Source organism: Sandaracinus amylolyticus (genome assembly GCF_000737325.1).
GTDB lineage: Bacteria > Myxococcota_A > Polyangia > Polyangiales > Sandaracinaceae > Sandaracinus > Sandaracinus amylolyticus.
Genome location: NZ_CP011125.1, coordinates 2,824,888 through 2,851,809 on the forward strand (window position 1 = coordinate 2,824,888; position 26,922 = coordinate 2,851,809).

24 protein-coding genes and 1 pseudogene are annotated in these 26,922 nt (G+C 71.4%); 14 read left to right on the forward strand and 11 right to left on the reverse strand.

Features of this window, described 5'->3' with window-relative positions:
* Positions 1-106: 106 nt before the first annotated feature.
* Both DB32_RS11785 and DB32_RS11790 read right to left on the reverse strand, forming a co-directional pair.
* Entirely contained in the window at positions 107-1,936 is a 1,830-nt protein-coding gene (locus DB32_RS11785; protein WP_053232525.1) for a MutS-related protein, read from the reverse strand.
* A 30-nt stretch (positions 1,937-1,966) separates the two neighbouring features.
* On the reverse strand, positions 1,967-2,251 hold the full coding sequence (locus DB32_RS11790) for an oxidative damage protection protein (RefSeq protein WP_053232526.1): 285 nt from the start codon (positions 2,249-2,251) through the stop codon (positions 1,967-1,969).
* Between the two features lie 65 nt (positions 2,252-2,316).
* On the opposite strand from DB32_RS11790, the gene DB32_RS11795 reads away from it, so the two are divergent.
* Entirely contained in the window at positions 2,317-3,096 is a 780-nt protein-coding gene (locus tag DB32_RS11795; RefSeq protein WP_157068971.1) for a hypothetical protein, read from the forward strand.
* A 181-nt stretch (positions 3,097-3,277) separates the two neighbouring features.
* Here DB32_RS11795 and DB32_RS48130 read toward each other — a convergent pair whose 3' ends face one another.
* The gene (locus DB32_RS48130; RefSeq protein WP_053232528.1) at positions 3,278-3,901 is read right to left on the reverse strand and encodes a class I SAM-dependent methyltransferase; all 624 of its coding nucleotides are present in this window, start codon (positions 3,899-3,901) and stop codon (positions 3,278-3,280) included.
* Between the two features lie 189 nt (positions 3,902-4,090).
* On the opposite strand from DB32_RS48130, the gene DB32_RS11805 reads away from it, so the two are divergent.
* The 3 genes from DB32_RS11805 (at position 4,091) to DB32_RS11815 (ending at position 6,204) form a co-directional block, all read left to right on the forward strand.
* Positions 4,091-5,170, forward strand: a complete 1,080-nt coding sequence (locus DB32_RS11805; protein ID WP_053232529.1) for a hypothetical protein — start codon at positions 4,091-4,093, stop codon at positions 5,168-5,170.
* Between the two features lie 136 nt (positions 5,171-5,306).
* Entirely contained in the window at positions 5,307-5,660 is a 354-nt protein-coding gene (locus DB32_RS11810; protein ID WP_053232530.1) for a hypothetical protein, read from the forward strand.
* A 55-nt stretch (positions 5,661-5,715) separates the two neighbouring features.
* Positions 5,716-6,204, forward strand: coding sequence for a CBS domain-containing protein (locus tag DB32_RS11815; RefSeq protein ID WP_053232531.1), 489 nt, complete (start codon positions 5,716-5,718; stop codon positions 6,202-6,204).
* A gap of 350 nt (positions 6,205-6,554) precedes the next feature.
* Here DB32_RS11815 and DB32_RS11820 read toward each other — a convergent pair whose 3' ends face one another.
* The 3 genes from DB32_RS11820 to DB32_RS11830 all read right to left on the reverse strand — a co-directional run bounded on the left by DB32_RS11820 (position 6,555) and on the right by DB32_RS11830 (position 8,655).
* Positions 6,555-7,142: a DUF2231 domain-containing protein gene (locus DB32_RS11820; protein ID WP_075097509.1), complete on the reverse strand. Its 588-nt coding sequence runs from the start codon at positions 7,140-7,142 to the stop codon at positions 6,555-6,557.
* A 60-nt stretch (positions 7,143-7,202) separates the two neighbouring features.
* A complete protein-coding gene (locus tag DB32_RS11825) occupies positions 7,203-8,087 on the reverse strand; it encodes a prolipoprotein diacylglyceryl transferase (RefSeq protein WP_053232532.1) in 885 nt (294 codons plus the stop codon).
* Positions 8,088-8,163: 76 nt separating this feature from the next.
* Positions 8,164-8,655 carry a hypothetical protein gene (locus DB32_RS11830; RefSeq protein ID WP_157068974.1) on the reverse strand — a complete coding sequence of 164 codons (492 nt, stop codon included), beginning with the start codon at positions 8,653-8,655 and terminating at the stop codon, positions 8,164-8,166.
* Between the two features lie 142 nt (positions 8,656-8,797).
* Here DB32_RS11830 and DB32_RS11835 point away from each other — a divergent pair, with 142 nt between their 5' ends.
* Entirely contained in the window at positions 8,798-9,598 is an 801-nt protein-coding gene (locus tag DB32_RS11835; protein ID WP_053232534.1) for an alpha/beta fold hydrolase, read from the forward strand.
* Positions 9,599-9,609: 11 nt separating this feature from the next.
* Here the strand turns inward: DB32_RS11835 and DB32_RS11840 are convergent, their stop codons facing one another.
* The gene (locus tag DB32_RS11840) at positions 9,610-10,473 is read right to left on the reverse strand and encodes a helix-turn-helix domain-containing protein (RefSeq protein ID WP_053232535.1); all 864 of its coding nucleotides are present in this window, start codon (positions 10,471-10,473) and stop codon (positions 9,610-9,612) included.
* 12 nt (positions 10,474-10,485) lie between these two features.
* On the opposite strand from DB32_RS11840, the gene DB32_RS11845 reads away from it, so the two are divergent.
* Positions 10,486-11,007, forward strand: a complete 522-nt coding sequence (locus DB32_RS11845; RefSeq protein WP_205627045.1) for a DUF6223 family protein — start codon at positions 10,486-10,488, stop codon at positions 11,005-11,007.
* A 254-nt stretch (positions 11,008-11,261) separates the two neighbouring features.
* Here DB32_RS11845 and DB32_RS11850 read toward each other — a convergent pair whose 3' ends face one another.
* From DB32_RS11850 to DB32_RS11860, 4 genes and pseudogenes are all read right to left on the reverse strand, one after another.
* Entirely contained in the window at positions 11,262-12,056 is a 795-nt protein-coding gene (locus DB32_RS11850) for a hypothetical protein (protein WP_053232536.1), read from the reverse strand.
* 96 nt (positions 12,057-12,152) lie between these two features.
* The gene (locus DB32_RS11855; RefSeq protein ID WP_420820938.1) at positions 12,153-12,623 is read right to left on the reverse strand and encodes an AAA family ATPase; all 471 of its coding nucleotides are present in this window, start codon (positions 12,621-12,623) and stop codon (positions 12,153-12,155) included.
* Between the two features lie 12 nt (positions 12,624-12,635).
* Positions 12,636-12,818: pseudogene (locus DB32_RS50250) on the reverse strand (AAA family ATPase); the annotation flags it as partial.
* Positions 12,819-12,910: 92 nt separating this feature from the next.
* Positions 12,911-14,167: a protein-disulfide reductase DsbD family protein gene (locus tag DB32_RS11860; RefSeq protein ID WP_053232538.1), complete on the reverse strand. Its 1,257-nt coding sequence runs from the start codon at positions 14,165-14,167 to the stop codon at positions 12,911-12,913.
* A gap of 264 nt (positions 14,168-14,431) precedes the next feature.
* On the opposite strand from DB32_RS11860, the gene DB32_RS11865 reads away from it, so the two are divergent.
* The 8 genes from DB32_RS11865 (at position 14,432) to gpmI (ending at position 26,904) form a co-directional block, all read left to right on the forward strand.
* Positions 14,432-16,711 (forward strand): HzsA-related protein, encoded by a 2,280-nt coding sequence (locus tag DB32_RS11865; RefSeq protein WP_157068975.1) that lies wholly within the window; start codon positions 14,432-14,434, stop codon positions 16,709-16,711.
* 27 nt (positions 16,712-16,738) lie between these two features.
* A complete protein-coding gene (locus DB32_RS11870; protein WP_053232540.1) occupies positions 16,739-17,647 on the forward strand; it encodes a HEAT repeat domain-containing protein in 909 nt (302 codons plus the stop codon).
* A 116-nt stretch (positions 17,648-17,763) separates the two neighbouring features.
* Positions 17,764-20,844: a TolB family protein gene (locus DB32_RS11875; RefSeq protein WP_157068976.1), complete on the forward strand. Its 3,081-nt coding sequence runs from the start codon at positions 17,764-17,766 to the stop codon at positions 20,842-20,844.
* A 284-nt stretch (positions 20,845-21,128) separates the two neighbouring features.
* Positions 21,129-21,683 carry a hypothetical protein gene (locus tag DB32_RS46630; protein ID WP_053232542.1) on the forward strand — a complete coding sequence of 185 codons (555 nt, stop codon included), beginning with the start codon at positions 21,129-21,131 and terminating at the stop codon, positions 21,681-21,683.
* Positions 21,684-21,772: 89 nt separating this feature from the next.
* On the forward strand, positions 21,773-22,138 hold the full coding sequence (locus tag DB32_RS46635; protein WP_053232543.1) for a DUF4398 domain-containing protein: 366 nt from the start codon (positions 21,773-21,775) through the stop codon (positions 22,136-22,138).
* Positions 22,135-23,253, forward strand: coding sequence for an OmpA family protein (locus DB32_RS11890; protein WP_053232544.1), 1,119 nt, complete (start codon positions 22,135-22,137; stop codon positions 23,251-23,253). Before DB32_RS46635 ends, DB32_RS11890 begins: the two co-directional genes overlap by 4 nt.
* A 68-nt stretch (positions 23,254-23,321) precedes the next feature.
* Complete coding sequence (locus DB32_RS11895) at positions 23,322-25,118, forward strand: hypothetical protein (protein ID WP_157068977.1); 1,797 nt, start codon at positions 23,322-23,324, stop codon at positions 25,116-25,118.
* A 115-nt stretch (positions 25,119-25,233) separates the two neighbouring features.
* Positions 25,234-26,904, forward strand: coding sequence for a 2,3-bisphosphoglycerate-independent phosphoglycerate mutase (gpmI, locus tag DB32_RS11900; RefSeq protein WP_053232546.1), 1,671 nt, complete (start codon positions 25,234-25,236; stop codon positions 26,902-26,904).
* The last annotated feature ends 18 nt before the right edge of the window (positions 26,905-26,922 follow it).

Sequence of the window (26,922 nt, forward strand, 5' to 3'; positions counted from 1 at the left end):
GCGCGCGGAAGTGTCTCTGATTCGCGGCGCTACGAGCGATGCCGCGACGTGGTCACGCGCGCACGCACGCGCATCGTTCCGCACAGCGGATCGACGACGCAGCGGATCAACGGAGCGCGGTGGCCTCGTCGGTGAGCGCGTCGTCCGCCTCGACCTCGATGCCCGCCTGCTGCAGCAGACGCAGCGCGTTGCTCGTCTTCACCACGCCCGGCCGCAGCCGATAGTCGAACGTCATCTCGCCGCCGTCGAACACGTCGGTGAAGTGCACGTTCTTCACGCACCCCATCTCCTGCTCGAGCTCGGAGAGCGCGACGTCGTGCGTCGCGACGAGCCCCATCGCGCCGCGCGCGAGCAGGTGCTTCACCACCGCGCGTGCCCCGCGGTGACGCGCCCGCGCGTTCGTCCCGCGCAGCAGCTCGTCGAGCAGGAAGAGGAGAGGCGGCGGCTGGTCCGCCTCCGCGATCACCGTGCGCAAGCGGATGAGCTCCGCCTGGAAGTAGCTCGCGCCCGACTGCACCGAGTCCGAGATGCGCATGCTCGCGCGCAGCCGCACCGGAGGCGTCGAGAAGCGCGTCGCGCAGACCGGCCCGCCCGCGAGCGCGAGCGCGACGTCGACGCCGATCGCGCGCAGCAGCGTGCTCTTGCCCGCCATGTTCGAGCCGGTGACGACGAGCGCGCAGCCCGCGCCGTCGATGCGCAGGTCGTTCCGCACCCGACGCTCCTCGGGGATCAGCGGGTGCCCGAGCCCTTCGGCGATCAGCGGCGCGCCGCCCTCGGCGATCTCGGGCATCACGACGCCGGGGTCCTGCGAGAGCATCGTCGCGAGCGACGCCAGCGCCTCGATCTCCCCGAGCACCTCGAACCACGTCGCGCTGCGTCCGCCCGCGCGCTTCATCCAGCGCTCGACGCCCGCGAGGCAGTGCAGATCCCAGAGCAGGAAGAGATCGATGAAGACGTGCGCGATGCCCTGGGTGCGCAGATCGAAGAGCGAGGTCCAGCGCTCGAGGTCGCGCAGCTGCGCCGACGGAGTCTTGCCCTCGATGCGCAGCTTCTCCTGGAGCGCGCGGAGCAGAGGCGCCTCCCACTTCGCGTCCTCGACGACGCGGAGCAGCTGCGCGAACGACTCCACGAACCGGCGCCGCGCCGAGAGCAGCCCGTAGCGCACGCCAACCTCGTGCTGCGTGCGCCACAGCAGGATCGCTTGGGCCGCGAGCGGGAGCACCCACGAGTGCCGCGGCAGGACGTTGCCCGAGAGCAGCACGCTCGCGACGAACGCGATGGGCATCGCGTACGTCAGCGCGACGAGCCACGGCTTGTCGATCACGAAGGGCGGCTTGCTCGTGAGCTCGAGGAAGGGCCGCGCGTCGAGCGAGTCGTTGCCGGTGTCGAGCACCGCGGCCTCGAGCTCCTGGCGCAGGTCGACGTCCTTCGCGAGCTCGCGCACCGCCGCTTGTCGCGCGAGCACGGTCTCGCGATCCGCGGGGGCGCCGAGCCACGACGCGAGCGTCTCCGCGCCCCGCCGCGTGTGTGTGACCGAGATGCGCTCGTAGACCGAGCCCGGCCCGACCACGTCGAGATCCGACGCGTACGGATGATCGCCGGCGAGCAGATCACCGCCGTGCGGGAAGCCCTGGGTGCGCCCTTCGATGCGCTTCAGGTGCCGCTCGTGGATGTGCTGGCGCGTCTGCGCGCGATCGCGTTTGCGGATCACCACCGCGTGCGCGATCACCGCGAGGCCGAACGCGAGGAACGTCAGCGCGCCGCCGATCAGCCACGCCTGCGATCCCCGCGAGAGCCCGATGCCCGTCTCGAGCACCGCCGCGCCGAAGAGCGCGAGGCGCACGAACGAGATGCGAACGCCGATCGCGTCCTGGATGCCCGCTTCGCGCGCGAACGAGTCGCGGCGTCGGGCGTGCTCGTCGCGCGCCGCGGTCATCGTCGTCCGATCAGCGAAGGTGAGCCGGGCTCACTTCTTCTCGCCGCTCTCGGAGGGAGGGACGTAGCCCTCGGGCTTCGCTCCGCCGGCGCCGAAGAAGAACTCCTCGCACTGCTTGAGCAGGAACTCGGTCGCCTGCTTCGAGGAGAGCTCGAGGCGATACTCGTTGATGAGCATCGTCGAGTGGGCGATCCACTGCTTCCACGCCTCTTTCGAGACGTTCTCGTAGACGCGCTTCCCGAGCTCGTTCGGGAACGGAGGGCGATCGAGCCCCTCTGCCTCGCGCCCGAGCTTCACGCACTGGACCATCCGCATGAGGCGGAGTCGTAGTGAAGCGCGACCCCGAGCGCAACCGTGCGCGCTCGTGCAGGATCGCCGCGATGTCGAGGATCGGAGGAACGCAGCCCGGGACGCCGCGCCTCGCGCTGCCCGCGCTCGAGCTGTTGCGTCGCACGGCGGGCTCGCCGCGCGATCTCGCGACGAAGATCGCGCGCCTGGCGCGGACGCTGCGCGCGCTCGCGGATCACGACGCGCTCGACGCGCGCTTGTCGCGCCTGGTGGCGCTGGGCCACGTCGAGCGCGCGCCGACGCGCCTCCAGCTGGTCGTGGGCTCGATCGACATGCTGCGCTTCTGGATCGAGCCCGCGGCGCGCGACTACTACGCGCGGCGGGGCATCGGGTTCGGCCTGCACCAGGTGCTGCGCGTGCTCGACGATCCGGCGTCGATGGTCGATCCCACCGGGTTCCTCGTCGATCGCGACGTTATCATCGGGCACCTGATGCAGGTCGTGCACGCGAACCCGGCGTACGATCTGCAGCTGCTCGAGAGCCACGAGGACGGGCTCGAGGCGCTCGAGCGACAGGTCCGCGCGATGCTCGACGGCACGCACCCGAGGGCGCGCTCGATCGGCGCGATCGTCGAGGAGCCCGACTACCACGCGCGCCTGCTCGAGTACGTGCGCGCGTTCCGCGACGACCCGCGCGCGGCGCACGCGCCGGTGCGCGAGAACGTCGTCGCGAGCGATCACTTCCGCCGCATCGAGCAGACGTTCGGCACGCTCCCGGGCGCGATGCGCTACTTCGCGCGCCTCCCCACCACGGCGCTCGGCGCAGCCAGACACCTGCTCACCGTGCGCGAATTCCCGAAGGAGAATTTCTGAGGAGAGCAGGAGGAGAAGGAGGGACCACGTCGCTTGCGCCCTCCGTCATCCCGCCTGTGCTCGCAGTCGCCCGATAGAGCAGGGTCCGAGTCGCGACCACCGACGTGGTCTTCCTAACCCTCCTGCTTTCCTCAAAAAAAGCCGTTCGCGCGCCGCGCGCCTCAGAGGGTCGGCGGCAGGCTCAGCGCGGCTTCCGGCTCTCGAACACCCACGCGGGCGGGAAGTTCAGCGGCACCGGCGTGCGCTGCACGCGCTCGAAGCGCGACTCGAGGTACCCGAGGTAGTCGAACGGCACGAAGCCGCGCTCCGTGCTGATCACGAGATAGCGCGTGTGGATGTAGCCGAACTGCACGTACACCCCGCCCGGCGCGAGGCTGTCGATGATCGACTCGACGATCCGATCGCGCACCGCCGGCGGGATCAGGCTCATCCCGAGCGACGACACCACCGCGTCGACCTTCTCGTTGCAGCCCTTCTCCGCGAGCAGATCGCGGATGTGCTCCGCCGATCCGCAGATCGGATGCAGCCGCGGATCGACCACCGCGCGCACCAGCTGCTCGTGGATCGGCGGATCGATCTCGATCGTGTAGAGCTCCGCGTCGGCGCGCATGCGCGAGAGCAGCGGCTTCGTCATCACGCCGACACCCGGCCCGAGCTCGACGATCCGCCGCGCGCGCTCCGGCTCCGCGCCGTTCACCATCGCGTCCACCAGGAAGCGCTGGCTCGGGACGAAGCTCGCGGTCTGATCCCACTTCGCGAAACCCTGCCGGAAGAACGTCCAGAACGCGCGCGGGTCGGGCTTCATGCGAGAGGTGCTGCCTTCACGAGAGAGGTGGGCTCGCGGCGATCCGTCCGCGAGCGGGCGAGTGGCGCGCGACTTTAGCCGAAATGTGTGTAGCGCCAAGCACCTCGGCCCAAGCCGAGCGGCAGGACGCGTTGTCCGAAGAGGGCTCCCGCCCGTACGCTCAGGAGCCCCCGAGCCGTGCGATCCTCGATGTCCGTGATCCCTGCCGCGACCGCGACGACGAGGTCCCCCGCCCATTCGGTCGGGTCGCTCGTCGCGCTGCCGATCGCGTTGCTCGATCGTGGGCGCCTCGCGTGGCTGCGGGCGCTCGGTCCGCTCGCGCCGGCGCTGATGCGCTCGCGCGAGCTGCGCGTCGCGCTCGCGGCGTCGATCGGCATCGCGCTCGCGCTGGCGCTCACCGCGGTCGCGCCGCTGTGGATGCTCGCGCTCGGGCCGGTGCTGCTCGGCGTGCCCCACGCGGCGAGCGACGTTCGGTATCTCGTCACGCGCCCGGGGCTGCATCGCTCGCCGCGCTTCTGGCTCATGGTCGCGCTGCCGCTCGTCGCGCTCACCGCGACGGTCGACGTCCGCTGGGGCCTCGCCGCGATCGTCGGAGGCGCGCTCGCCGGGCGCGGCGCGTGGACGCGACGCCTCGCGGTCGCGTCGATCGGCGCGCTGCTGCTCGCGCTCGCGTGGGACCACACGTACGGCGCCGCGCTCTTCGCCGCGCACGCGCACAACTTCGTCGCGCTCGCGATGTGGCTCGCGTGGCGTCGCCGCGCGACGTGGCTCCACCTGATCCCGCTCGCGGCGCTCGCGCTCGGGTGCGCGCTGATCGCGAGCGGCGCGCTCGACGCGATCGTGATGGCGAGCGAAGGCTGGGCCGCGACGCCTGGCGGCACCGGCGCCTGGTACCACCTCGCGTCGATCGCGCCCGGGCTCGACGATCCCTGGGGCCCGCGGCTCGTGCTGCTCTTCGCGTTCGCGCAGTCGGTCCACTACACGATCTGGATCCGCCTCGTGCCCGAGGAGGATCGCGCGCGCGAGACGCCGCGCACCTTCGCCGCGAGCCTCCGCGCGTGGCGTCAGGACTCGGGCACGCTCGTCGTGGCGCTCGCGATGCTGCTCTCGGTCGCGGTCGCGCTGTGGGCGCTCGTCGATCTCGCGGGCGCGCGCGAGGGCTACCTGCGCGGCGTGATCTCGCACGGCTATCTCGAGCTCGCGATCGCGTCGTGGTGGCTCGTGGAAGGGCGCGCGCTGCGCACAGACCCCAGAGCTCGCCTCCGTTGACCCGTCTCGCTCGTTCTCGCCGCCGCATGCTGCGTTGCTCCTCCTCGAAATGCTTCGAGCATTCCTCGTCGTCGCGCCTTGCCTGCGACGACGATTCCGTCGCGATCCGGGTCAACTCCGGCGAGCTCTGGGGTCGATGACCTGGATCCTGCGCTGGCTCGCGGCGTTCGCGCTCACGCAGTGCGTCGAGATGGGCGTCTACGTGCAGGCGCACGACGCGCCTCGTCCACTGCGCGAGCGCGTCGCGATCGCGTTCGCGTGCAGCGGGATCACGCACCCGCTCGTGTGGTTCGTGGTGCTCGACGTGCTCGGCGAGCTCGGAGTGCGCGCGTACTGGGGCCAGGTCGCGATCACCGAGGGGCTCGTGGTGCTCGTGGAGGCTGCGTTCCTCGCGTGCTTCGGCGTGCGCCGCGCGTTGCTCTGGGCGCTCGCCGCGAACGCGCTGAGCGTGCTGTTCGGCTTCTTCTGTTACACGCGCCTCTCCTGGTGATGCCGCGTGGTGATGGTCCGCGCGATGCACGCCGCGTCCGCGCGGAGGTGTGCGGATGCGGGTCGAAGAGGTGATGAGCACGCCGGTGCGGACCGTCGCGCCGGGCGACACCCTGCACGACGCGACGCGCGAGATGTGGAGGCATGGCTGCGGCGCGCTCGCCGTGATCGATGGAAACCGCGTCGTCGGCATGCTGACCGACCGCGACGTGTGTCTCGCGGCGTTCATCCAGGAGGAGCGGCTCGACGCGCTGCGCGTCGAGAGCGCGATGACGCCGGTCGTCTTCTGCTGCCGCACCAGCGAGTCGCTGCGCCACGCGGAAGCAGCGATGCGTGACCACCACGTGCGCCGCCTTCCGGTGCTCGACGACCAGGACCGTCTGGTCGGGATGCTCAGCATCGACGACCTCGCGGTCGCCGCGGCGCTGCGCCAATGGGGAGGCGACGACGCGCTCTCGTCGACGGAGATCGCGGGCACGTTCGCGTCGGTCGCGGCGCCGCGCGCGATGGACCTGCAAGCGCGGGCGCTCGCCGAGGAGGAGTGAGGGAGCCTCTCAGGAGAGCAGGAGGGACTACGTCGCGTTGCGCGATGCGCCTCCGAGGGAGAGTTTTTGAGGAGAGCAGGAGGGTTAGGAAGACCACGTCGCAGCGCGATCAGCGTCACTCGATGCGCTCGATGCGCCTCTCGGGAGACAGACGAGAGAGCAAAGCAGGTCGAGGTCGAGTGGAGAGAAGGGCGGCGCGGCAAGCGCGTCGATTTCTTCGCTCTCTCCTCTCCTGTCCTTCCTGCTCTCCTCAGAGGCACAAACTCCTGCTCTCCTCAGAGGCACAAACTCCTGCTCTCCTCGGCGGAGCTCCTGCTCTCCTCAGAGGGTCGGCTCCTGCTCTCTCCTCGTCAGGCGCGCGTCGGGCTGCCGTACGGCGGGGTGTCGGTGCGGACCGACTGGCGCGTCACCACTTCCTCGCCCTCCACGACCGGCTCGCGGCGAACGCGCGCGACGTGCCTCCGGCGACCGAACAGCGAGCTCGGCGCGTCGGGATGCGCGTCCGGATCGACGCCGATCGCGAGCCGATCGACGAGCTCACCGCCCAGCCATCCGGTGATGCCCGCGAGCGCGAGGCCGCCGATCTCGAGCCACAGCGGGAGGCCCTCGACGCCGAAGCGGTACTCGTCGGCGCGCAGGTAGAGCGCCGCCGTGAACAGTCCGAGCACGATCACGTTGCCGACGCCGTGCACGAGCCCGACGCGCTTGGCGCGCGTGCCGCGCGGGATCTTCGTGTAGTCCATCAGCCCGAACACCGCCGCGAGCAGCCCGGTGACGACGCCGATCGCGATGTTCCAGAACGAGACGACCGTGATCGCGCGGTCGTCGAAGAACTGCGCGACGATGTCGAGCACGGCACCCGTCGCGAGCAGCCCGAACGGGATCGGGATCAGCATCTGGTGGATCGGGTGCCCGAAGAGCTTCGCTCTCGCTTCCATCGCTTCGTCCTCCGCGACGGAGCCGAAGCACGCACAGTGCCGGCTGTGTGCCCGATCTCTTCAGGGCGCGCGCGGAGGTGCGTCGTCGACGACCTCCGGCCCGGGCTCGGGCCATCGCGCCCAACGCGGGATCTCCGGCCAGGGGCGACGCGCCACGGAGATCGCCGTGAGCGTCCCGATCACCAAGAGCACGATCGCGGCGTAGTGCCCCGGCGTCAGACCGAAGTAGCGCGTGTCCGCCATCGCGAAGTCGGTGGCGCGCAGGAAGTCGAGCGAGAAGCGCACCGGCGCGTAGAGCAGCGCGAGCAGCGCGAGGTAGATCCCGCGCGGCTTCTGCTTGCGCGCGAGGAAGAAGAACAGCCCGACGACGAGCGCGCTCCAGATCACCTCGTAGAGCCCGAGATCGTGGCGCACCTGATAGGGCGGGTACCCGACCTCGTAGTCCGCGACGCCGAGGAAGAACGTCGTCACGCGACCCGGGTGATCGTGCACCACGAAGCAGCCGGTCCGACCGAAGAGCCACCCGAGCGGGAACGCGAACGCGATCGGATCCGCGAACGCGAGGCCCGGCAGCTTGCGACGACGCGACCACACGAACGCGCCCGCGACCGCGCCGAAGAACCCGCCGAAGCTCGAGATGCCGTCCCAGATGAACAGCAGGTGCCAGGGCTGCTCGGCGACGAGCTGCGGTCGGTACGCGAGATCGTCGAACACGTGCGCGCTGATGAAGCCGGGGATCAGCACCCAGCCCGCGAGGTTCATGACGGTCTCGGGGTGCAGCCCGTCGCGCTGCGCCTTCCATCGCGCGACCCACGCGCCGAGCACGACGCCGGTCGCGACGAGCAGGCCGAACGGATGGATCGCGATCGGCGTCCCCCACGGGGTCGGGATCATCCACGGCTCGGCGCGGAACCACGGGATGTAGAGCAGCAGGTCGAGGGGCACGTCGAGCGCGGTGTAACGCCGTGCGAGATCGACGTCGAGGATCGTGCCCGTGCGCGCAGCAGCGCGGGCGTCTCCCTCAGCCGGGCGGCTCGGCGCAGACCTGGGTGCCCCACGCGATCCGCACGCGCCGCTCGGCCTCCGCTTCGACGCCGTCGCGGTCCTCGATGCGTCCGCGCAGCACGAGCTCGTCGTCGAGGGCGCTCTCGGGATCGGGGACCTGCAGCGTCAGCCCGGTGAGCTGCGCGTGCGTGCCGCTCGCGTCGGGCGTGAACGAGAGCCGCAGCCGGAGCTCGCCGCTCACGCGCTCGCGGCTGTCTTCGCGCAGCAGGTCGAGCTCCACGACCATGCCGCGCGGATCCATGTCCTCGCTGCGCAGCGTGACGAACACGTGCTGGCTTCCCTGACAGCCGCGCGCGAGGAGCAGCGTGTCGCCGTCCTCGAGCGCGCGGAACGCGAGCTCGCCCTCGCCGAGCAGCAGCGTGCCCGTCGCGCGCCCCGCGTCGGGTGAGCCGTCCGGCGGCGCGCTGCACGCGGCGAGCAGGATCGCGAGGGAGAGCAGGGCGCGCACCGCGCCCATCATCGCACGCGGCCGTGCCGAGCTGTGCAAGCGAGCCATCGCGCAGCGCGCGAGCGAAAACCGTGCGAGCGACCGATGAGTCCCGCCGCGCGCTGGCGTCTACCTCCATCGCTCGAGGAAAGGACGCCCGCAGATGACCACGACCCACACGCTCTCCGTGCCCGGCGGCCGCATCCACTACGAGGTGCGCGGCCAGGGCCCGCTGCTGCTCGTCATGGGCGCGCCGATGGACGCGGCCGCGTTCGCGCCGCTCGCCGATGCGCTCGCGCGCGATCACACCGTCGTCACCCACGACCCGCGCGGCATCTCGCGCAGCACGCTCGACGATCCCGAGCAGGACTCGACGCCCGAGCTGCGCGCCGACGACGTCGCGGCGCTGATCGAGGCCGTCGGCGCGAAGAGCGCGGACCTGTTCGGCAGCAGCGGCGGCGCCGTCACCGGCCTCGCGCTGATCGCGCGCCATCCCGGTCGCGTGCGCACGCTGATCGCGCACGAGCCTCCGAGCATCGAGCTGCTCCCCGACGCGTCGGCGCTGCGCGCGATGACCGAGGAGAACATCGCGATCTACCAGCGCGACGGCGTGGGCGCGGCGTGGATGCAGTTCATGAAGAACGCGGGCTTCGACGTCTCGGAGCACGCGGGCCCGCCCGGCGAGCCGACCGAGCAGGACTTCCGCAACAGCGCGCGCTTCTTCCTGCACGAGCTGCGCGGCACGACGCGCTTCGTCCCCGACGTCGCCGCGCTGCGCGCGTCGGAGGCGCGCATCGTCGTCGGCATCGGCGAGACGTCGCGCCACCTGCTGACGTACCGAACGTCCGTCGCGCTCGCGGAGCGCCTCGGCGTGCAGCCCGTCGAGTTCCCCGGCGATCACGGCGGCTTCATGGGCGAGCCGGGGAAGTTCGCGGACGCGATCCGCAACGTGCTCGCCGGCTGAGACCGGCGAGCTCACACGCTCGATCGCGCGCTCCGCGGGCTCTCCCACTCGGGCAGCCGCACGTGATGGTTCGTGGCGTCGAGGTCGCGCACCCGCGCGAACTCGCTCGGGGAGAGCCCGCAGAACTCCACGAAGTCCCGGATGAGGTGCGCCTGATCGAAGTAGCCCGACGCGACCGCCACGCGCGACCAGCTCGGCGCGTGCGCGCGTCGCGTCGCGTCGAGCACGCGCTGGAACCGACGCAGCCGCGCGAACTTCTTGGGCGTGACGCCGACCTGCGCGGTGAACACCTCGATCAGTCGGCGCCGGCTCAAGCCGACCTGCGCGGAGAGCGCGCCGATGTTCGCGTCGCCGCGCTCGAGCGCGCGGAGCGCCACCGCGACCGCGCCGTGGCCCGGCCGCGCGCGCTCGAGCCGCTGTACCAGCGCGGCTTCGAGGATGCGGAACCGATCGCGCACGGTCCTCGCGCCGCACAGCCGCTCGCGCAGCTCGATCGCCGACGCGCCCCACAGCGCGTCGAGATCGACGTGTCGGTCGGCGAGCTCCCCGAGCGCGGCCCCGAAGAAGGGCCACGCGCCGCCGGGCCGGAAGTGGATCCCGACCGCCGACGTGTGCTCGCGCCCTTCGGCGAGGAACGGGCGACCGTGCGCGCCCGAGACCACCGCGCCCGAGAAGCGACGGCACACGTCGGAGCCGGCGTCGTAGATGCGGCGCTCGTCCTCGTCGAGATGGATGACGAGCGAGAGCGTGCCGCTCGGCAGGATGCTCCCGCGCCCCGAGGACGGCGCGTCGGGGAGCGCCCAGAAGTACTCCACGAGCGGCGCGAGCGGCCCCACCGGCGTGTGGATCTCGTACGGCTTGGGCGCGCCGCGCATCGCACCGAGCCATTGGGCCCGCTCGCCCGAGGCCGCAACGCGCGGGGTTCAAATCCATCCAATCCGCGCGCCGCTGCGGGCGGTACGTCGGTGCGCATGCAGACCCTCCACCGTCCGGCTCCGACGAGCCGGGTTTTGGTCCTCGTGCGCGCCGCGCTCGTCTCCGCCGCGCTCCTCGCGTGGCATGCGGCGCCTGCCGCGGCACAGGCTGCCGCGGGCGTGATCGCGACCGGCTCCGGGCGCGCCGGCGCGACGGTCGCCGCGCTGATCGCGCTCGCGTCGGTGATCACCGGCGGGTGGGCGACGGCGCGCGCCCACGGGCGGCTCGCGCGCGGCCACGCACGCGACGGAGCGATCGTCGCGCTCGTGCTCGCGGTGATCGGGATGGCGCTCGCGGCGCTGCACCTGGCCACCTCGACGGGCGCGGTCGGCACCGGCAATGGGCGTGGCGGCGCGATCGTCGGCGTGGTGCTCGGGGTGATCGGCCTCGCGCTCGGGCAGCGCGCGCTCGCCCGCTCTGTCCGCACCGGGTGACCCTGAGCTGGGGGCGCGCCGCCAGACGAAATCGTCAGAAAGGTCGGTGTCGGCACCCTCCGCCAGACGAAATCGTCAGAAAGGTCGGTGTCGACACCCTCCGCCAGACGAAATCGTCAGAAAGGTCGGTGTCGACACCCTCCGCCAGACGAAATCGTCAGAAAGGTCGGTGTCGACACCCTCCGCCAGACGAAATCGTCAGAAAGGTCGGTGTCGACACCCTCCGCCAGACGAACTCGTCAGAAAGGTCGGTGTCAGCCGCTCGGCTGCTCTCCGCCGCTCGGCGCGCGCCGCTGCGGGGCGGCGCGCACGCTGAAGAGCGAGGGGAAGAGCTCGTCGGGCTTGCTGTTCCGGTACATCGCGATGCCGAAGAGCCGGATCGGCTCGTAGGTCGTCGCCAGCACCCCGTACGAGCGGTTCACCGCGTCGGCCCAGGTGTGGTCGGTCGAAACGCCGAGCGCCGAGACGACGCGCGCCGCGAGCGAGCGGGCGCGGTCGACGTCGCCGGCGCGGTAGCGCAGCGTGTCGGCGGCGAGCGCGTCGGCGTGGGCGTCGTAGAGGGTCGCGAGCCGGCCGAGGTCGCTCGCGAGGTCGAGGTAGCCGACCCCGCTCACGATCGCGGCGAGCTCGCGCATCGCGGTCTCGTCGTCGGCGAGCACGTAGGTGACGACGCGGATCATCGTGGTCTTCAGCGCGGTGGCGTCGGCGACGAGCGCGGTGGGCAGCATCGCGTCGGGCGTGGTCGCGTCCTTGGTCTCGCGCTGCACCGCCGCGTGCCAGAGCGCCCAGGCCGCGGGCCCGAGGCGGTCGACGAGCTCGGCGGGCAGCTCCTTCTCGACGTGGCGGAAGCGCTGGCGCATCGGCGGCTCGGCGATGCGGCGCGCGATGCCGAGGGCGAGCACCGCGACCTCGCGGAGGTCGAGGCGCGGCGCGACGTCGACGGTCTCGCCAAGCGCGCGCCGGGCTGATGCGAGCGAAGCGAACGCGCCTTCGCCGAGCTTCGCGTCGTACTGGATGGAGTCGTCAGGGGTCTTCTTGCGGGTGGCCATGCGCGGACGCTCTCACCGCCGGTCGCGTGCGCGCTAGCCCCGCACGAGGATGTCGCGCGCAGCGGCTCGTGCGGGCAGCCGCAGGTGATCTGGCCGTCACGAGCGGTCGCGGAGGTGCTTCCAGTAGCGTTCGGGCGACGAGAGCACGCCGCTCGTGATCTCGTAGTGCGACGTGTCCTCGAGCCGGACGTCGCGCAGCGAGCCACCGTCGAAGCTCACGATCTGCGCGCCGGGGAACGTCATCAGGATCGGCGAGTGCGTCGCGATCAGGAGCTGCGTCGAGCCGTCTTCGACGAGGTCCCACATGCGCGCGAGCAGCGCGAGCTGCCGCTGCGGCGAGAGCGCCGACTCGGGCTCGTCCATCAGGTAGAGCCCGCCTCCGAGGCGGCTCGTCAGCATCGCGAGGAACGCCTCGCCGTGCGAGCGTCGCAGCAGCGTCTTGCCGCCGTAGCTCGCGTACGGATCGCCCCGGAAGTCGGGATCGTCCTCGCGCGCTTCGAGCAGCTCGGCGAAGTGCGCGACGTGCTCGGCGCGGAAGAAATAGAGATCGCGCGGCGAGCGCGTCATCGAAGGGACGAGCGCGGTCGCGAGCAGCGCACCGTCGTCGGGCGCGTGCTCGTCGGCGAGCTCGGTGCGACCGCCCCCCGCCACCGGCAGTCGCAGGAGCGCCGCGATCGCTTCGAGCAGCGTGCTCTTGCCCGAGCCGTTCTCTCCGACGAAGAACGTCACAGGCGCGCGCAGCTCGAGGTCGAGCGCTGGCACGAAGGGGAGGTCGAAGGGAAACGCGTCCCAGCCGGGAACGCGATCCGGTCGGATGCGAACGCGTCGGAGATACGGCGCGAACGCGGCGCCGCTCACTGCACCTGCTGCATCAGCGACAGGAACTCCTCGGCCTCGACGAACTGCGTCACGCGGTGCACCTCGCGGCCGTCGCTCGCGTGCAGCACGACGAGCGGCAGACCGCGCTGCGCGTACTGGCGCAGCAGCGCGCGCTTCTCGGGCGTGTCCTGGCCGGGCGAGAGGTCGACGTGCACCGCGACGAAGCGCGAGCCCTCCTCGACGACGCGCGGATCGGTGAACGTGTTGCGCTCGAGCTCGCCGCACGCCTGGCACCACGACGCGCCGAAGTCGACGATGTACGGGCGACCCTGATCGCGCGCTTCCGCGACCGCCGCCTGGAAGTCCTCGCGCCACGTCAGGCCCTCGCCGCCGGTGCCGCTCAGCGTCGGCGTCAGCACCCACGCGAGCGTCGCGAACGAGCCCACCGTCGTCAGCACGATGCCGAGCGCCTTGCGCCCGCGCACCGCGTTGCTCGGCTCGTGGAAGTCGAGGTGCACCGCGCCCACCGCCAGCCCGATCGCCGCCACGCCGAGCGCGATCGCCAGCACCAGCCACGAGCGCTCGAACGCGTCCATCAGCCCGGGGATCAGGTCCTTGATCCAGTAGAGCGCCATCACGCAGAGCACGATGCCGAAGACGCTCTTGACCATCTCCATCCACCGGCCGCTCTTCGGGAGCGACACCGCGAAGGTGCCGACCACCCAGAACAGCGTGCCGAGGCCGAGCGCGTAGACGAACATCGCGCCCGCGCCGATCCCGACGTTTCCGGTGTTGCCGATCCACGCGAGCAGCGCGAGCAGCGCGGGACCGGTGCACGGCGTCGCGATCAGCGCCATCGCGAAGCCGAGCGCGAACGCGCCCTTCATGCCGATGCCGCCGACACCCGCGAGCCTGTTCTGCAGCGCGGGCGGCAGGTTGAGCTCGTAGAGGCCAAACATCGCGAGCGCGAGCGCCACGAAGAGCACCGCGAACCCGATCAGCACGACGGGGTAGTTCAGCCACTCGCCGAAGAAGCCGCCCGAGACCGCGCTGAACACGCCGAGCGGCGTCATCAGCGCGCACATGCCGAGCACGTACGACGTCGAGAGCATCGCGCCCTCGACCTTCGTCTTCGCTTGGCGGGCGCCGAACACCGAGACGGTGATCGCGATCATCGGGTACACGCACGGCGTGAGCGCCGTGCCGAGGCCGACCACGTAGATGAGGGGAAGGGCGACGAGCCAGTTCCCCGAGCTCAGCGCGGCCTCGAACTCCGCGGCGACGTCGAACATCGCGCCGAGTATAGGGAACCCGGTCGTCCTCACCAGGACGTGATGCGAGACCACACGGGGGCTCGCGACCCCGACCTCCGCCCCCGCGGGGTCGCCGCCCCACGTGTCGCCCACTCTCCGTCGAGGTCGGGATCACGAGCGAGCATCGGTACTTACGCGATGCGTGGCGCCGTGGATCGAGCGTTGCACATTGCCCCGCCCGACGACGGCCGACCCCGGGCGGGGCGGCGCTCCCAGAAGGACCGGCGGCACATGGAGGCGGGCATGCGGAACGGGTGGTGGTCGCGCGCGGGGACGCTCTGCAGCGCGATGGTGCTCAGCGGCGTGCTCGTCGCGCTGACGGGCTGCGGCGGGGGCGGCGGCGACAGCGCGCTCCCCGGCGTCCAAGCCCTGGTCTTCGTGCAGCGCGCGTACGAGCGCGACGACCTCTCGCACGACGTCGCGAGCGGCTCGGGCCAGGTCATCGACTACCAGCGCTACACGCCGGGCGGCGCGGTGATGGTGCTCGAGCCTCCGACGCCCGACGGCACGCTGCGCAACCTGACCGAGGGCTTCGAGGGCGTCGACGTCAACGGCCTCGACCTGTCGTTCGACGCGCGTCGCGTGGTCTTCTCGATGCGCCACGCGGACGACGACCACTACCACGTGTACGTGACGAACGTGGACGGCACCGGCGAGGTGCGTCAGCTGACGTTCGGCGACTGGGACGACATCCGCCCGATCTTCGTGCCCGGCGATCGCATCGCGTTCGTGACGAACGAGCCGTACACGGTGATGGGGACGCGCGCCGACGAGTACAACCACGGCCGCGCCGTCACGCAGATCGCGACGGTGTCGATCGACGGCGGCGACGCGGATCGCCGGCTCTGCGCGCACAACCTGTCGCACAGCGCGGATCCGTTCCTCGTCACCGACGGCGAGAACGCGGGGCAGATCGGGTTCTCGCGCTGGGAGCACCTCGGCCCCGTCAACGACGTGAAGCTGTTCCGCATGAACCCCGACTGCTCCGGCATGGAGGCGATCGCGGGCCAGTTCAACCGCGGCGCGGGGGACAACGCGGACTTCAACTCGCTGGTGCAGGCGACCGAGATCGCGCCCGGTCAGTACCTCGCGATCGGCACGAGCCGCAGCCGCACCATCCAGTCGGGCGCGGTGATCCGCATCGACGCGCGCGCTCGCGAGGGCCGCGACCCGCTGCGCATCGACGTGCAGCAGGCGACGTTCGAGAACCTCACGCCGCTGGTCCCGACCGAGAGCGAGAGCCCGCCGAGCGGTGTCGGTCGTTACCGCCACCCGCGCGCGATCGCGGGCTTCGAGGGCCAGGTGCTGGTGTCGTGGTCGGACGGCGACGTCAACGATCGCAACGAGCTCGCGGGCACCGCGCCGCAGTTCGGCATCTACCTCTACGACGTCGAGAGCGGCCGCCGCACGCTCGTGTACGACGACCCGGAGCTCTGGGACGTGTACGCGATGCCGGTGATGCCGCGCGAAGAGCCGGCCGTGATCCCGTCGACGGTGAGCGGTGCGTTCGAGCCCGCGCGTCCGGCGGTGATCGGCTCGATCGACGTCGCGGAGACCTCGCTCGGCGAGACCGTGCGCGGCGCGCAGTTCGGCGAGGGCGTGTCGCTCCACGACGCGCTGCTCGAGGCGACGCACGTGCGCATCATCGAGGGCTTCAGCTCGGAGATCGGCGCGGTCGGTCAGTTCGGCCTGACGATGCACGAGGGCGCGGCGATCCTCGGTGAGACGCCGGTCTACGAGGACGGCAGCTGGAGCGCCCAGGTGCCCGCGTACCTGCCGTACCACCTGCAGCCGATCGATCGCTTCGGCCTGGCGATCCGCAACCAGATGCTGTGGATCCAGGCGATGCCCGGCGAGTCGCGCCAGTGCGGTGGCTGCCACAGCTCGCGCGCCGGTGAGGTCATCCCGCGCATGGGCGCGACGACGGTCGCGCAGTCGGTCGGCCCGGATACGTCGACGTTCCGCCCGATCCCCGATCGCGTCGAGCTGCCCTGGGCGGGCGCGGCGAGCGTGCAGAACGTGCAGGACGTGCTCGATCGCAACTGCGTCGGCTGCCACGACGGCGGCGCGAGCGATCCCTTCGCCGGTCAGACGTACACGGTGAACGTCACGACGATGGAGGGCGAGATGATGACGTTCGAGATCCCGTATCTCGATCTGTCGAGCCGCCCGATCAGCACGTACTACGAGCGCGAGGTCGTGACCTATCCGGCGTCGTACGTGTCGCTGCTCTACCCGAGCGCGATGATGGGCGACTCGGTGGCGACGGGCATGGTCGCGCCCGAGTGGATCGTCCCCGGCGACGCGCGCGGCAGCCGCCTCGTCGAGGTGATGAACGCGGTGGACGAGGCCGGCGCGCGCGCGTGGAACGACGACGCGCACCCGCTGCACCCGGAGGACCAGGGCGTGACGGTGTCGCGCGAGGATCGCCTCGTGCTGATCCGCGCGGCGGACCTCGGCGGTCAGTACTACTCGCGCTGGAACGTGGACGGCGCGGGCAGCTGGGCGGGCACCGAGTACTGAGCTCGAAGCAGGAAGAAGAGGCACATCATGAAGACGATCATCAAGCTCTTCGTCCTCGCCGCGATGCTGGTGGGCCCCGTCGCGAGCGCCTCGGCGCAGGCGACCGGCTCGCCGGACTTCAGGCCGTACTCGCGTGAGGGCGAGATCAGCCCGCACACCCAGGCGCCGACGCGCGAGCAGCTCATGAACGCGATCGACGTCGCGCGCAGGAGCTCGCCGGTCGCGCTGCAGACGCTGCTCGAGTACGGCGAGCGCGTCGAGTGCCACGAGTGCGTGCCGCTGCTCGAGCAGCGCATGCTCGATCCGCGCGAGGACGCGCGGGTGCGCGAGATGGCCGCGTGGTGGCTGCGCCGTCGCCCGTTCGGGTTCGGCGCGATCATGGCGGAGACGCGCGCGGTGCTCGAGAGCGATCCCGATCCCGCGCGCCGCGCGGTGGCGGCGGACGCGATCGGCGAGTTCATGGATCCGCACGGCGTCGCGCACCTCGGTCGCGCGCTGACGAACGACGCGGACGTGCGGGTGCGCGTCGCGGCGGTGCGTGGCCTCGCGCGCATCAACTCGTCCGCGTCGCTGCCGTTCCTCTCGCAGGCCCTCGCGGACGCGAACGTCGAGGTGCAGGACGCGGCGCTGCGCGTGGTGCTGCACGTGAACTTCTTCCGCGACCACGAGGCGCTGCTGCCGCTGCTCGCGAGCGAGGAAGGATCGATCCGTCGTCGCGCGGCGCTCGTGATCGGCACGATGGACGTCGAGGCCGCGGTGCCCGCGCTCGCCGCGATGGTGAGCGGCGACACCGACGAGATGGTGCGTCAGTCGGCGGCATGGGCGCTCGGTCGCATCGGCACCGCGGACGCGCGCGCGGCGCTGCGCGAGGCGCAGGGCACCGAGCGCTCGACGCGGGTGCTCGACGCGATCGAAGTCGCCATCCGCATGCGCTGATCGTGTAGGCTCGGAGCGTGCGCGAGAGCGCAAGACGACGAACGAAGGGCTCGCCGCGCGACGCGCTGCGGGCCCTTCGTGCTCCGGGCGAGATCGACGAAGCCAAGAGAGGTTCGATGAGGACGAAGAACGCAGCCGTGTGCGTCGTCGCCCTGGCGCTCGTGTCGACGATCGGCTGTGGCCCGCCGGATCTGCCCGAGAGCTCGTACTACGACGAGCGCGTCCAGCCGCTCTTGTCGACGAGCTGCGTGCGACAGAACACCGGCTGCCACCTCGGCACGCCCGAGGGCCTCAGCGCGGGCAGCCTCGATCTCACGTCGTACGACGCGGCGATGCGGCGCGACGATCTCTTCGCGGCGTACGGGCCGTACCCGCTGCCGCTGCTGCTGATGAAGCCGGGCGACCCGGTGCAGGTCTCGGTCGAGACGTTCGATCCGCCGGACCCCGCGCGCCCCGACGAGCGCTTCGTGCGCGTCGAGACCGACATCCGTCACGCGGGCGGCTCGACCGTCGATCTCGGCACGACCGGCTTCGCGCTGCTGCAGCAGTGGACGTCGTCGGGCCATCAGCGCAGCGGCGTGCCCGACGAGACGCTCCGCGAGAGCATCGGCCCGTGCCGCCACGGCGCCGGAGAGATGGTCGGCTACGACCGCGCGGCAGCGGACGTCGATCCCGCGCTGTTCGCTCGCTTCCGCGACGAGGTGCAGCCGGTGCTGCGCGAGGCGTGCGCCGGCTCGAGCTGCCACGGCACGACGGTCGCGGATCTCTATCTCTCGTGCGGCGAGGACGACGAAGAGCTGCGCTGGAACTACTGGGTCGCGCTCCAGTTCGTGACGACGCCGGTGTCGACGTCGGAGCTCTTGCGGCGTCCGCTCTCGACGCTGCGCGGCGGCACGTTCCACGAGGGCGGCAACGTCTTCGGGTCGGTCGAAGATCCGCGCTACGAGGCGCTGCGCGCGTGGGCCGAGGAGGTCGCGACGCGACAGCCCGCGCTGCTCCAGCCGTGGATCCCCGAGGACGCCGACGAGGCGGGCTTCCGCTTCTTCGCGAACCGCGTGCAGCCGGTGCTCGTGCGCAAGGGCTGCATGTTCCTCAATTGCCACTCGCCCTCGATGTTCCACGACCTGCGGCTGCGCGGCGGCGCGGGCGGGCACTTCGGTCGGCTCGCGACGGTGCGCAACTACCGCATGGCGCGCGAGATGCTCGCGCCCGAGGCGAGCACGCCGAACGAGAGCCGCATCGTCGCGAAGAACCTGTTCCCCGAGGAGCAGGTGTCGGGCGCGTCGGGCCTCTTCCATCGCGGCGGATCGCTCTTCGAGGACTTCGGTCGCGACGGAGCCGCGCCGAACCCCGCGGACCCGAGCGACTGCGCGGGCGTCGACGCGGACGCCGGTGATCTGAACGAGATCCCCGCGTACTGCGTGATGGCGCGGTGGTGGGAGCTCGAGCGCGAGGGCGGCATCACGCGCGGCGAGATCGTGCCCGACGGCGCGAGCGCGGTGGTGTGGGTCTCGCGGCCGACCGACGTGGGGCGCGTCGACGACTTCGACACGTACCGGCCGGGCGCGGATCTCGTGGCGGCCGACGCGACGTTCGCGGCCGACGGCGCGGTGTCGCTCGGCGCGGAGCGATCGCTGCTCGGCTCGTGCAGCGGGATCACGGTCGCGAGCGCCGACGTGCGCGGGCCCGCGGTGACGTGGGACGGAACGCGCGTGGCGTTCGCGGTGCGCACGAGCGCGAGCACGCCGCTGCGCCTGTGGTGGGTGAACGTCGACGGCAGCGGATGCGAGCTGATCCCGGGCGTCGCGGCGAGCGTCGAGACGGCGAACGGGATCCTCGTGCACGACTTCGATCCCGCGTTCGCGGCCGACGGTCGGCTGATCTTCGCGTCGACGCGAGGCAACCTCGATCCGAGCGCGACGGGCCGCACCGGACCGACGCGCGCGCCCGCGACGATGCGACCCAACGCGAACCTCTACATCGTCGACGGGGGCGGCGCGGTCCGTCAGCTCACGTTCTTGCTGAACCAGGAGCTGCAGCCCGCGCTGATGACCGACGGTCGTCTCGTCTTCTCGACCGAGAAGCGCGAGGTCGAGTTCCACCAGTTCGCGGGGCGACGCCAGAACCTCGACGGCGGCGACTACCACCCGCTCTTCGCGCAGCGCGAGAGCGTCGGGTTCCGCAGCGCGACGGAGATCGTCGAGCTGCTCGATCGCAACCTCGCGATGGTCGCGGCGCCGATCGACGCGGCAGACGGCGCGGGCACGATCGTGATCGTGAACCGCTCGATCGGTCCCGATCAGGACGACCGCGACGGGAACGATCGCGCGTACATCCACTCGATGCGCTTCCCCGCGCCGGGCGCGTTCGACGGTGGAAGCGGCGCGTACCGCTCGCCGGCGCCGCTGCCGAGCGGGCGCGTGCTCGTGTCGTGTGATCTCGACGCGACCGACCTGCGCGCGGGCGGCTTCGACTTCGAGCTCTGCGAGCTCGATCCCGACTCGGGCGCGGTGCGCGCGATCGGTGGGCGCGCCGGCGCGGCGGACGTCGAGGCGGTCGCGGTGTACTCGCGCCTGGCGCGCGAGATCTTCCACTCGCGGCTCGACGAGGTGAACGGCGCGACCGGCATCGTGCCCGGCGCGACCGACGCCGAGATCACGGTGATGGACTTCCCGATGCTCGCGACGCTGCTCTTCGCGAACCGTCGGACGTCACGCCCGATCCCCGGCGAGATCGGCGGCTTCGACGTGCTCGAGGCGCTCGCGCCGCCCGACGGAGCCGACGCGTTCGGCGACGTCATGGGCGAGGTCGTCAGCGACGACTTCGGCATGTTCTACCGCTCGATGCGCGAGCTCGGTCACGTCGATCTCGCGCCGGACGGCTCGGCGAATTTCCGCGTGCGCGGCGGTGCGTCGATCGAGCTGCGCGTGACGTCGCGCGACGGCGCGCCCCTGGTGTTCGGCGAGGACGCGATCTTCACCGGCGAGATGCACCAGCGCGAGCACATGCAGTTCTATCCGGGCGAGCGCATCCGCCAGTCGATCCCGCGCGCGCGCTTCAACGAGCTGTGCGGCGGATGCCACGGGAGCATCAGCGGTCGCGAGCTGGACATCGCGGCGGACATCGACGTGCTGACCGAGGCGTCGCGCCACGTGAGCGCGGTGGGCGAGGACCCGGTCGATCTGTCGGGGCTGTGAGCTCCCTTCGTATCGATCGGCGAGGGCGTTGCCTATCTGAGAGCGGTGGAACAGCCGTGCACGAGCACGTGACACGTGCACGTGCACGTCGAACGACGCGGCGTGGCGGCGGATGAGGCGCGATCTCCGCGGAGGCACTCGACGCGGAGCGCGGGGGTCGCGACTCTCCTCACCACGTCGTGACTCGTACACGTGCCACGTGCTCGTGCACGGTCGTTCTCTCCCCACCGAGCCCCCTCACGTTCGTCTTTGACCCTCCGACGGGTTCTCCGTACTCTCGGCGCGTGCCGCTGCCGACGGTGCTGTTCCTCGCGTTCGCGACCGGGATCGCGGCCGCGCTGGCGGGACGCACGGAGCTCAAGATCAGTCCTCGCCCCGCGCTGCTCACGCGCAGCTCGCTGGCGTTCCTGATCTTCGACTTCCTCGTGCTGGTCCCCGCGTCGGCGTACTTCTACGCGTTCCACGGCGACTGGTTCCTCCTCTACGTGCTCGACGTGCAGCGCATCCCGTCCGCGGTCGCGCTCGTCGGCTTCGTGCTCGAGGGGCTGCTCGCCGCGGGCGGGTTCGCGCTCGGCGCCGGCCTGGTCCGCACCCAGCGCGAGACGATCGCGGGCGTGACGATCGGCCTCTCGCTGCTCTTCGGGATCGGCGCCGCGCTCGCCGCGAGCGATCGCCTCGCGGTCGTCGGCAGCTACGCGCAGTACCGCGGCAGCTTCGGGCTCGTGCCGTTCACCGAGGGGCCGCTCTTCCTCGGCACGATCGCGATGTGCTCGATCGTCGCGATCGGTCTCGCGTTCCTCCTCGCGCGCGTCTGGCTCGGCGCGCGCCGTCAGGGCTGACGCGTCTCGTTCGCGGCGCTGTTGACGCGTCGTCGCCGCGCTTGGTAGCGTCGCGCCGAATTCTCCTGGGATTCGGGGGTTCTGCCGCTTTGACTGCTTCCGCGCCGCGCACAGTCGACGATCGTCCACGCGCACTCGTTCCACGCGCATCCGGCACACTCGTCGTCGCGCTCGCGTGCGCGCTGCTGCCTGCGTGCGGGCCGTCGCTCTACACGTTCCAGATCCTGCCGGCGTCGTCGGCCGTGCATCAGGCCGAGCAATCGGGCGCGCCCGAGCACGCGCCGTACGAGTACTGGACCGCGCACGAGTACCTCGAGAAGGCCGCGGAAGAGGCGAACGAGGGCAACTACCAGGACGCGATCCGGTTCGCGGAGCGAGCCCGCGAGATGGGCGAGCTCGCACAGCAGGAGACGTCGCGCCGCATGCGCGCGTCGCGAGAGGAAGCGTCTCGGTGATCCGCTCGCGTCGTCTCGCCTCGCTCGTGCTCGTCGTCGCGCTGCCCGCGCTCACCGCGTGTCAGGCGACCGCCGCGCTGCGCGGCCGCATCCGCGGCGCGCGCGACATCACCGATCAAGCCGAGCAACGGGGCGCGCGCAACTGCGCTCCGCGCGAGCTCGCGACCGCGCAGGCGCACCTCGAGTTCGCCGAGGTCGAGCTCGATCAGGGCAACCTCGGTCGCGCGCAGGAGCACTTCGCGCTCGCCGAGCCGAACGCGCGCGCCGCGCTGCGGATGAGCCCGCCCGAGCGCTGCCTGCCGCACGAGGAAGAAGCGCCGCCGCCCGCGCCCGGCGATCGCGACGGCGACGGCATCCTCGACCCCGACGATCAGTGTCCCGACGACCCCGAGGATCGCGACGGCGTCGAGGACGCCGACGGCTGCCCCGAGGATCAGGACACCGACGGCGACACGATCACCGACACGAACGATCTCTGCCCGTTCGAGGCCGAGGATCGCGATGGCACGCTCGACGACGACGGCTGCCCCGAGCCCGACGACGATCTCGACGGCATCCTCGACGACGCCGATCGCTGCCGCACCGAGCCCGAGGATCACGACGGCTTCGAAGACGCCGACGGCTGCCCCGATCTCGACAACGACGCCGATCGCTTCCCCGACGCGACCGACCGCTGCCCCAACGAGCCCGGCATCGAGGCCGAGCAGGGCTGTCCGCGCGTCTACCAGGACGTCGAGGTCACGAGCGAAGGCATCGTCATCCACCAGCAGGTCTTCTTCGAGACCAACCGCGCGGTGATCCGCTCGGTCTCGTTCCCGCTGCTCGACACGGTCGCGCAGGTGCTCCGTGACTTCCCTGACATCACCGTCGAGGTGCAGGGCCACACCGACTCGCGCGGTCGCGACGCGCACAACCTGCGGCTCTCGCAGCAGCGCGCGGACTCGGTCCGCGAGTACCTGATCCGCGCGGGAATCGCGGCGGAGCGGCTCACGGCGCGCGGCTACGGCGAGACCCAGCCCATCGAGACGAACGCGACGCCCGACGGTCGCGCGGCGAACCGACGCGTCGAATTCCGACGCACCGACGCGGGGGCCCGGCCGCGTTCGGCACCTTGACTTTCCTGTATGCTCCCCGCGCGCGTCGGGGGTAGGGCCGACCGCTGCGCGATCATCACTGCGCCTCGATGGACCACGCCATGAAGCACGAGCGAGCTTTTCGTCTTCCTTCACCCCTGATCGCGTTCGCGATCGCGCTCGCGAGCGTCTTCGCGATCAGCGCTCCAGCCCACGCGCAGCGCGCGCTGCAGCAGGTCCTCGACCTGAACCGGCAGGCGATGGAGGCGTACAACAACCTGGAGATCGAGCAGGCGAACACGCTGCTCAACCAGGCGCTCCAGGCCGCGCAGCGGGGGCGCGTCACCGGCGCACCGCTCGCGCGCACGTACATGAACCTCGGCGTCGTCGCGATCGGCGGGCTCGGCGACAACGGCGCGGGCCTCAACTACTTCACGCAGGCGCTGCAGGCGGATCCCAACGTCCAGCTCGATCCGCTCACGAGCACGCCGGACATCCAGACGACGTTCGCCCTCGCGCGGCAGCGCGCCGGCGCGGGCGGCGGTGGTGGTGGCGGACAGGTCGAGGTCCCGCCGCCCGATCCGAGCGGCGGCGAAGGCGGTGGCGGAGGCGGCGGAGGCGCGCCCGGCAACCTCACGCATGCGCCGGTGCCCGAGCAGCTCGCGCAGACCGCGGTGCCCGTCTACATCGAGGTCCCGGGGCGCCCCGCGCACGTCTACCTCTACTACCGCGCGCACGGCATGCGCGAGTTCCAGCGCGTCGATATGCAGCGCGTCGCCGGCGGCTACGGCTACGAGATCCCGTGCACCGACGTGTTCGAGCCGGAGATCGCGTACTACGTCGTCGCGTTCGGCACCGACGGCAGCCCGGTGGGCTTCGCGGGCGCGCAGGCGACGCCGATCACGGTGCCGATCGTCGCGTCGCGCTCGCAGCCCGCGCCCGCGCTGCCCGGTCGCGCGCCGCCGACGCAGTGTCAGGAGAGCGAGTGCCCGCCCGGCATGGCGGGCTGCGACAGCGGTGGTCGCGCGCTCGGTGACTCGTGCACCAGCGACTCGCAGTGCACGAGCGGCAATTGCGAGGACGATCTCTGCGCGCCTTCGGACGGCGGCGGTGGCGGCGGTGGTGGTGGCGGAGGCAGCGGCGCGCCGCGCTTCTTCGCGCGCATCGGCGGTGGCCTCGGCATGTCGTACGTGCAGCAGGGCATGCGCGCGGATCGCGTGCCGTGCGCGCCGGGCGACGCGGACTGCATCGAGTTCGCGCGCGGGCCGGTCCAGGAGATCGAGAACTGGCCGAGCTACGGCGACGCGAACTACTCGTACGACGCCGGGTTCTGGGGCGGCAACGGCTACGTGCCGGTCTCGGGATCGTTCGAGTCGTCGACGCCCGACTCGCGCCCCGACGTGGCCGCGGGCACCGGCGGCACCGAGACCGTGTGCGGCGGCTCGCGCGACGATCAGGGGTTCGGCAACGAGGCGTGCCTGTTCGTGCGCGACCCCGGGCTCGTCGCGAACCTGCAGCTGCGCCTCGAGGTCGGCTACTACTTCCTCGACTGGCTCGGCGTGTCGGCGTTCGCGCGGTTCCAGCCGATCTCCGGGCTCGGCACGCTGTCGTTCATGCTCGTCGGCGCGCGCGTCCACTTCCGCGTGTTCGACGAAGGGCAGGACTCGGGGCCGAGCGTCTCGGTGCACCTCGGCGGCAGCGCGGGTCAGATCCAGGTCGCGGTGCCGAACAACGGGCCGAGCGCGCCGTACGGGCAGTCGGGCCTCGGCGGCTTCCACGTCGGCACGAACATCGGGTATCGATTCACGCGGAACGTCGGGATCTTCGTGAACCCCGACTTCATGTTCCAGGTGCCCGAGTTCCTGTTCAACATCGACCTGACGCTCGGGCTCGAAGTCGGCTTCTGATCCTGGGCGAGGGCGCAGCGAGCCCCGACCGAACGTCGGGGGCTCGTTGCGCCCTTCGTCTTTTCGCGCGACCGGCGGTTTTGCTCGCCGCACGGAGGCGCTAGATCTCGCGCCCATGTCTCCGGCACCCAAGTCCCTCCAGCTCGCGCGTCATCCCCACTTCCCCGGTGTGAAGGGCCCGGTCGTCGTCGCCGTGATGGACGGCGTCGGCATCGGCGCGCGCGACGACGGCGACGCGGTGCACCTCGCGCGCACGCCGAGCCTCGACTGGCTCATCGCCGAGGCCCCGTTCCGTTTGCTGCGCGCGCACGGCACCGCGGTCGGGCTGCCGAGCGACGACGACATGGGCAACAGCGAGGTCGGGCACAACGCGCTCGGCGCGGGGCGCGTGTTCGATCAGGGCGCGAAGCTCGTCAACGCCGCGATCGAGAGCGGCAAGCTGTTCGAGGGCGACGCGTGGCGCAGCGCGATCGCGCGCGTGAAGCAGACGGGACAGCCGCTGCACTTCCTGGGTCTGCTGAGCGACGGCAACGTCCACTCGCACATCGAGCATCTCTTCGCGCTGATCCGTCGCGCCGCGCAGGAGGGCGTGCAGAACGTCCGCGTGCACGCGCTGCTCGACGGGCGCGACGTGCCCGAGACGAGCGCGCTCACGTACGTCGAGATGCTCGAGAAGGTGCTCGCGGAGATCCGCACGAGCGGCAAGGACTATCGCGTCGCGTCCGGCGGTGGCCGCATGAAGGTCACGATGGATCGCTACGAGGCCGACTGGCCGATGGTCGAGCGCGGCTGGAAGCACCACGTGCGCGGCGAGGGCCGCGGCTTCCGCTCGCTCGGCGACGCCGTCGAGACACTGCGCGCCGAGACGCCCGGCGTGATCGATCAAAACCTGCCCGGCTTCGTGATCGTCGGCGACGACGGCGAGCCCGTGGGTCGCATCGAGGACGGCGCGGCGGTGATCCTCTTCAACTTCCGCGGCGATCGCGCGGTCGAGATCTCGCGCGCGTTCGAGGAAGCGACGTTCACGAAATTCGATCGCGGCGCGAAGCCCGACGTCTTCTTCGCCGGGATGATGCAGTACGACGGCGACCTGAAGCTGCCCGCGCACTTCCTCGTCCCGCCGCCGGAGATCGAGCGCACGCTCTCCGAGCACCTCGCGGCGAACGGCGTCACGCAGCTCGCGATCAGCGAGACCCAGAAGTTCGGCCACGTGACGTACTTCTGGAACGGCAACCGCAGCGAGGCGCTCGCGGGCGAGACGTGGATCGAGGTGCCGAGCGACACGCGCCCGTTCGAGGAGCGGCCGTGGATGAAGGCCGCCGAGATCACCGACCAGCTCATCGATCAGCTGCGCACCGGCAAGCATCGCCACGCGCGCCTGAACTGGGCGAACGGCGACATGGTCGGTCACACCGGCGTGCGCGAGCCCGCGATCGTCGCGGTCGAGTCGGTCGATCTGCAGATCGGTCGATTGCTCCCGGTCATCAAGGAGCTGCAGGGCGCGCTGCTGATCACCGCGGATCACGGCAACGCCGACGAGATGTACGAGCGCGACAAGAAGACGGGCGCGATCCAGCGCGACGAGCACGGCCGCCCGAAGGCGAAGACGAGCCACACGCTCAACCCGGTGCCGTGCTGTCTCTACGCGCCGAGCGCGCCGGAGCTGCGCTTCGACGAGACGATGAAGAACGCCGGCCTCGCGAACGTCGCGGCGACCGTGCTGCACCTGCTCGGCTTCGCCGCGCCCGCCGATTACCTCCCGAGCCTCCTCACCACGAGCGAGTGAACCGATGACGCGAGCACG

Excerpts from the sequence above, each read along its gene's own strand:
- DB32_RS11785 (WP_053232525.1), bottom strand. The coding sequence starts at position 1,936 with ATGACCGCGGCGCGCGACGAGCACGCCCGACGCCGCGACTCGTTCGCG.
- DB32_RS11790 (WP_053232526.1), bottom strand. The coding sequence starts at position 2,251 with ATGCGGATGGTCCAGTGCGTGAAGCTCGGGCGCGAGGCAGAGGGGCTC.
- DB32_RS11795 (WP_157068971.1), top strand. The coding sequence starts at position 2,317 with ATGTCGAGGATCGGAGGAACGCAGCCCGGGACGCCGCGCCTCGCGCTG.
- DB32_RS48130 (WP_053232528.1), bottom strand. The coding sequence starts at position 3,901 with ATGAAGCCCGACCCGCGCGCGTTCTGGACGTTCTTCCGGCAGGGTTTC.
- DB32_RS11805 (WP_053232529.1), top strand. The coding sequence starts at position 4,091 with ATGTCCGTGATCCCTGCCGCGACCGCGACGACGAGGTCCCCCGCCCAT.
- DB32_RS11810 (WP_053232530.1), top strand. The coding sequence starts at position 5,307 with ATGACCTGGATCCTGCGCTGGCTCGCGGCGTTCGCGCTCACGCAGTGC.
- DB32_RS11815 (WP_053232531.1), top strand. The coding sequence starts at position 5,716 with ATGCGGGTCGAAGAGGTGATGAGCACGCCGGTGCGGACCGTCGCGCCG.
- DB32_RS11820 (WP_075097509.1), bottom strand. The coding sequence starts at position 7,142 with ATGGAAGCGAGAGCGAAGCTCTTCGGGCACCCGATCCACCAGATGCTG.
- DB32_RS11835 (WP_053232534.1), top strand. The coding sequence starts at position 8,798 with ATGACCACGACCCACACGCTCTCCGTGCCCGGCGGCCGCATCCACTAC.
- DB32_RS11840 (WP_053232535.1), bottom strand. The coding sequence starts at position 10,473 with ATGCGCGGCGCGCCCAAGCCGTACGAGATCCACACGCCGGTGGGGCCG.
- DB32_RS11850 (WP_053232536.1), bottom strand. The coding sequence starts at position 12,056 with ATGGCCACCCGCAAGAAGACCCCTGACGACTCCATCCAGTACGACGCG.
- DB32_RS11855 (WP_420820938.1), bottom strand. The coding sequence starts at position 12,623 with ATGACGCGCTCGCCGCGCGATCTCTATTTCTTCCGCGCCGAGCACGTC.
- DB32_RS11860 (WP_053232538.1), bottom strand. The coding sequence starts at position 14,167 with ATGTTCGACGTCGCCGCGGAGTTCGAGGCCGCGCTGAGCTCGGGGAAC.
- DB32_RS11865 (WP_157068975.1), top strand. The coding sequence starts at position 14,432 with ATGCGGAACGGGTGGTGGTCGCGCGCGGGGACGCTCTGCAGCGCGATG.
- DB32_RS11870 (WP_053232540.1), top strand. The coding sequence starts at position 16,739 with ATGAAGACGATCATCAAGCTCTTCGTCCTCGCCGCGATGCTGGTGGGC.
- DB32_RS11875 (WP_157068976.1), top strand. The coding sequence starts at position 17,764 with ATGAGGACGAAGAACGCAGCCGTGTGCGTCGTCGCCCTGGCGCTCGTG.
- DB32_RS11895 (WP_157068977.1), top strand. The coding sequence starts at position 23,322 with ATGGACCACGCCATGAAGCACGAGCGAGCTTTTCGTCTTCCTTCACCC.
- gpmI (WP_053232546.1), top strand. The coding sequence starts at position 25,234 with ATGTCTCCGGCACCCAAGTCCCTCCAGCTCGCGCGTCATCCCCACTTC.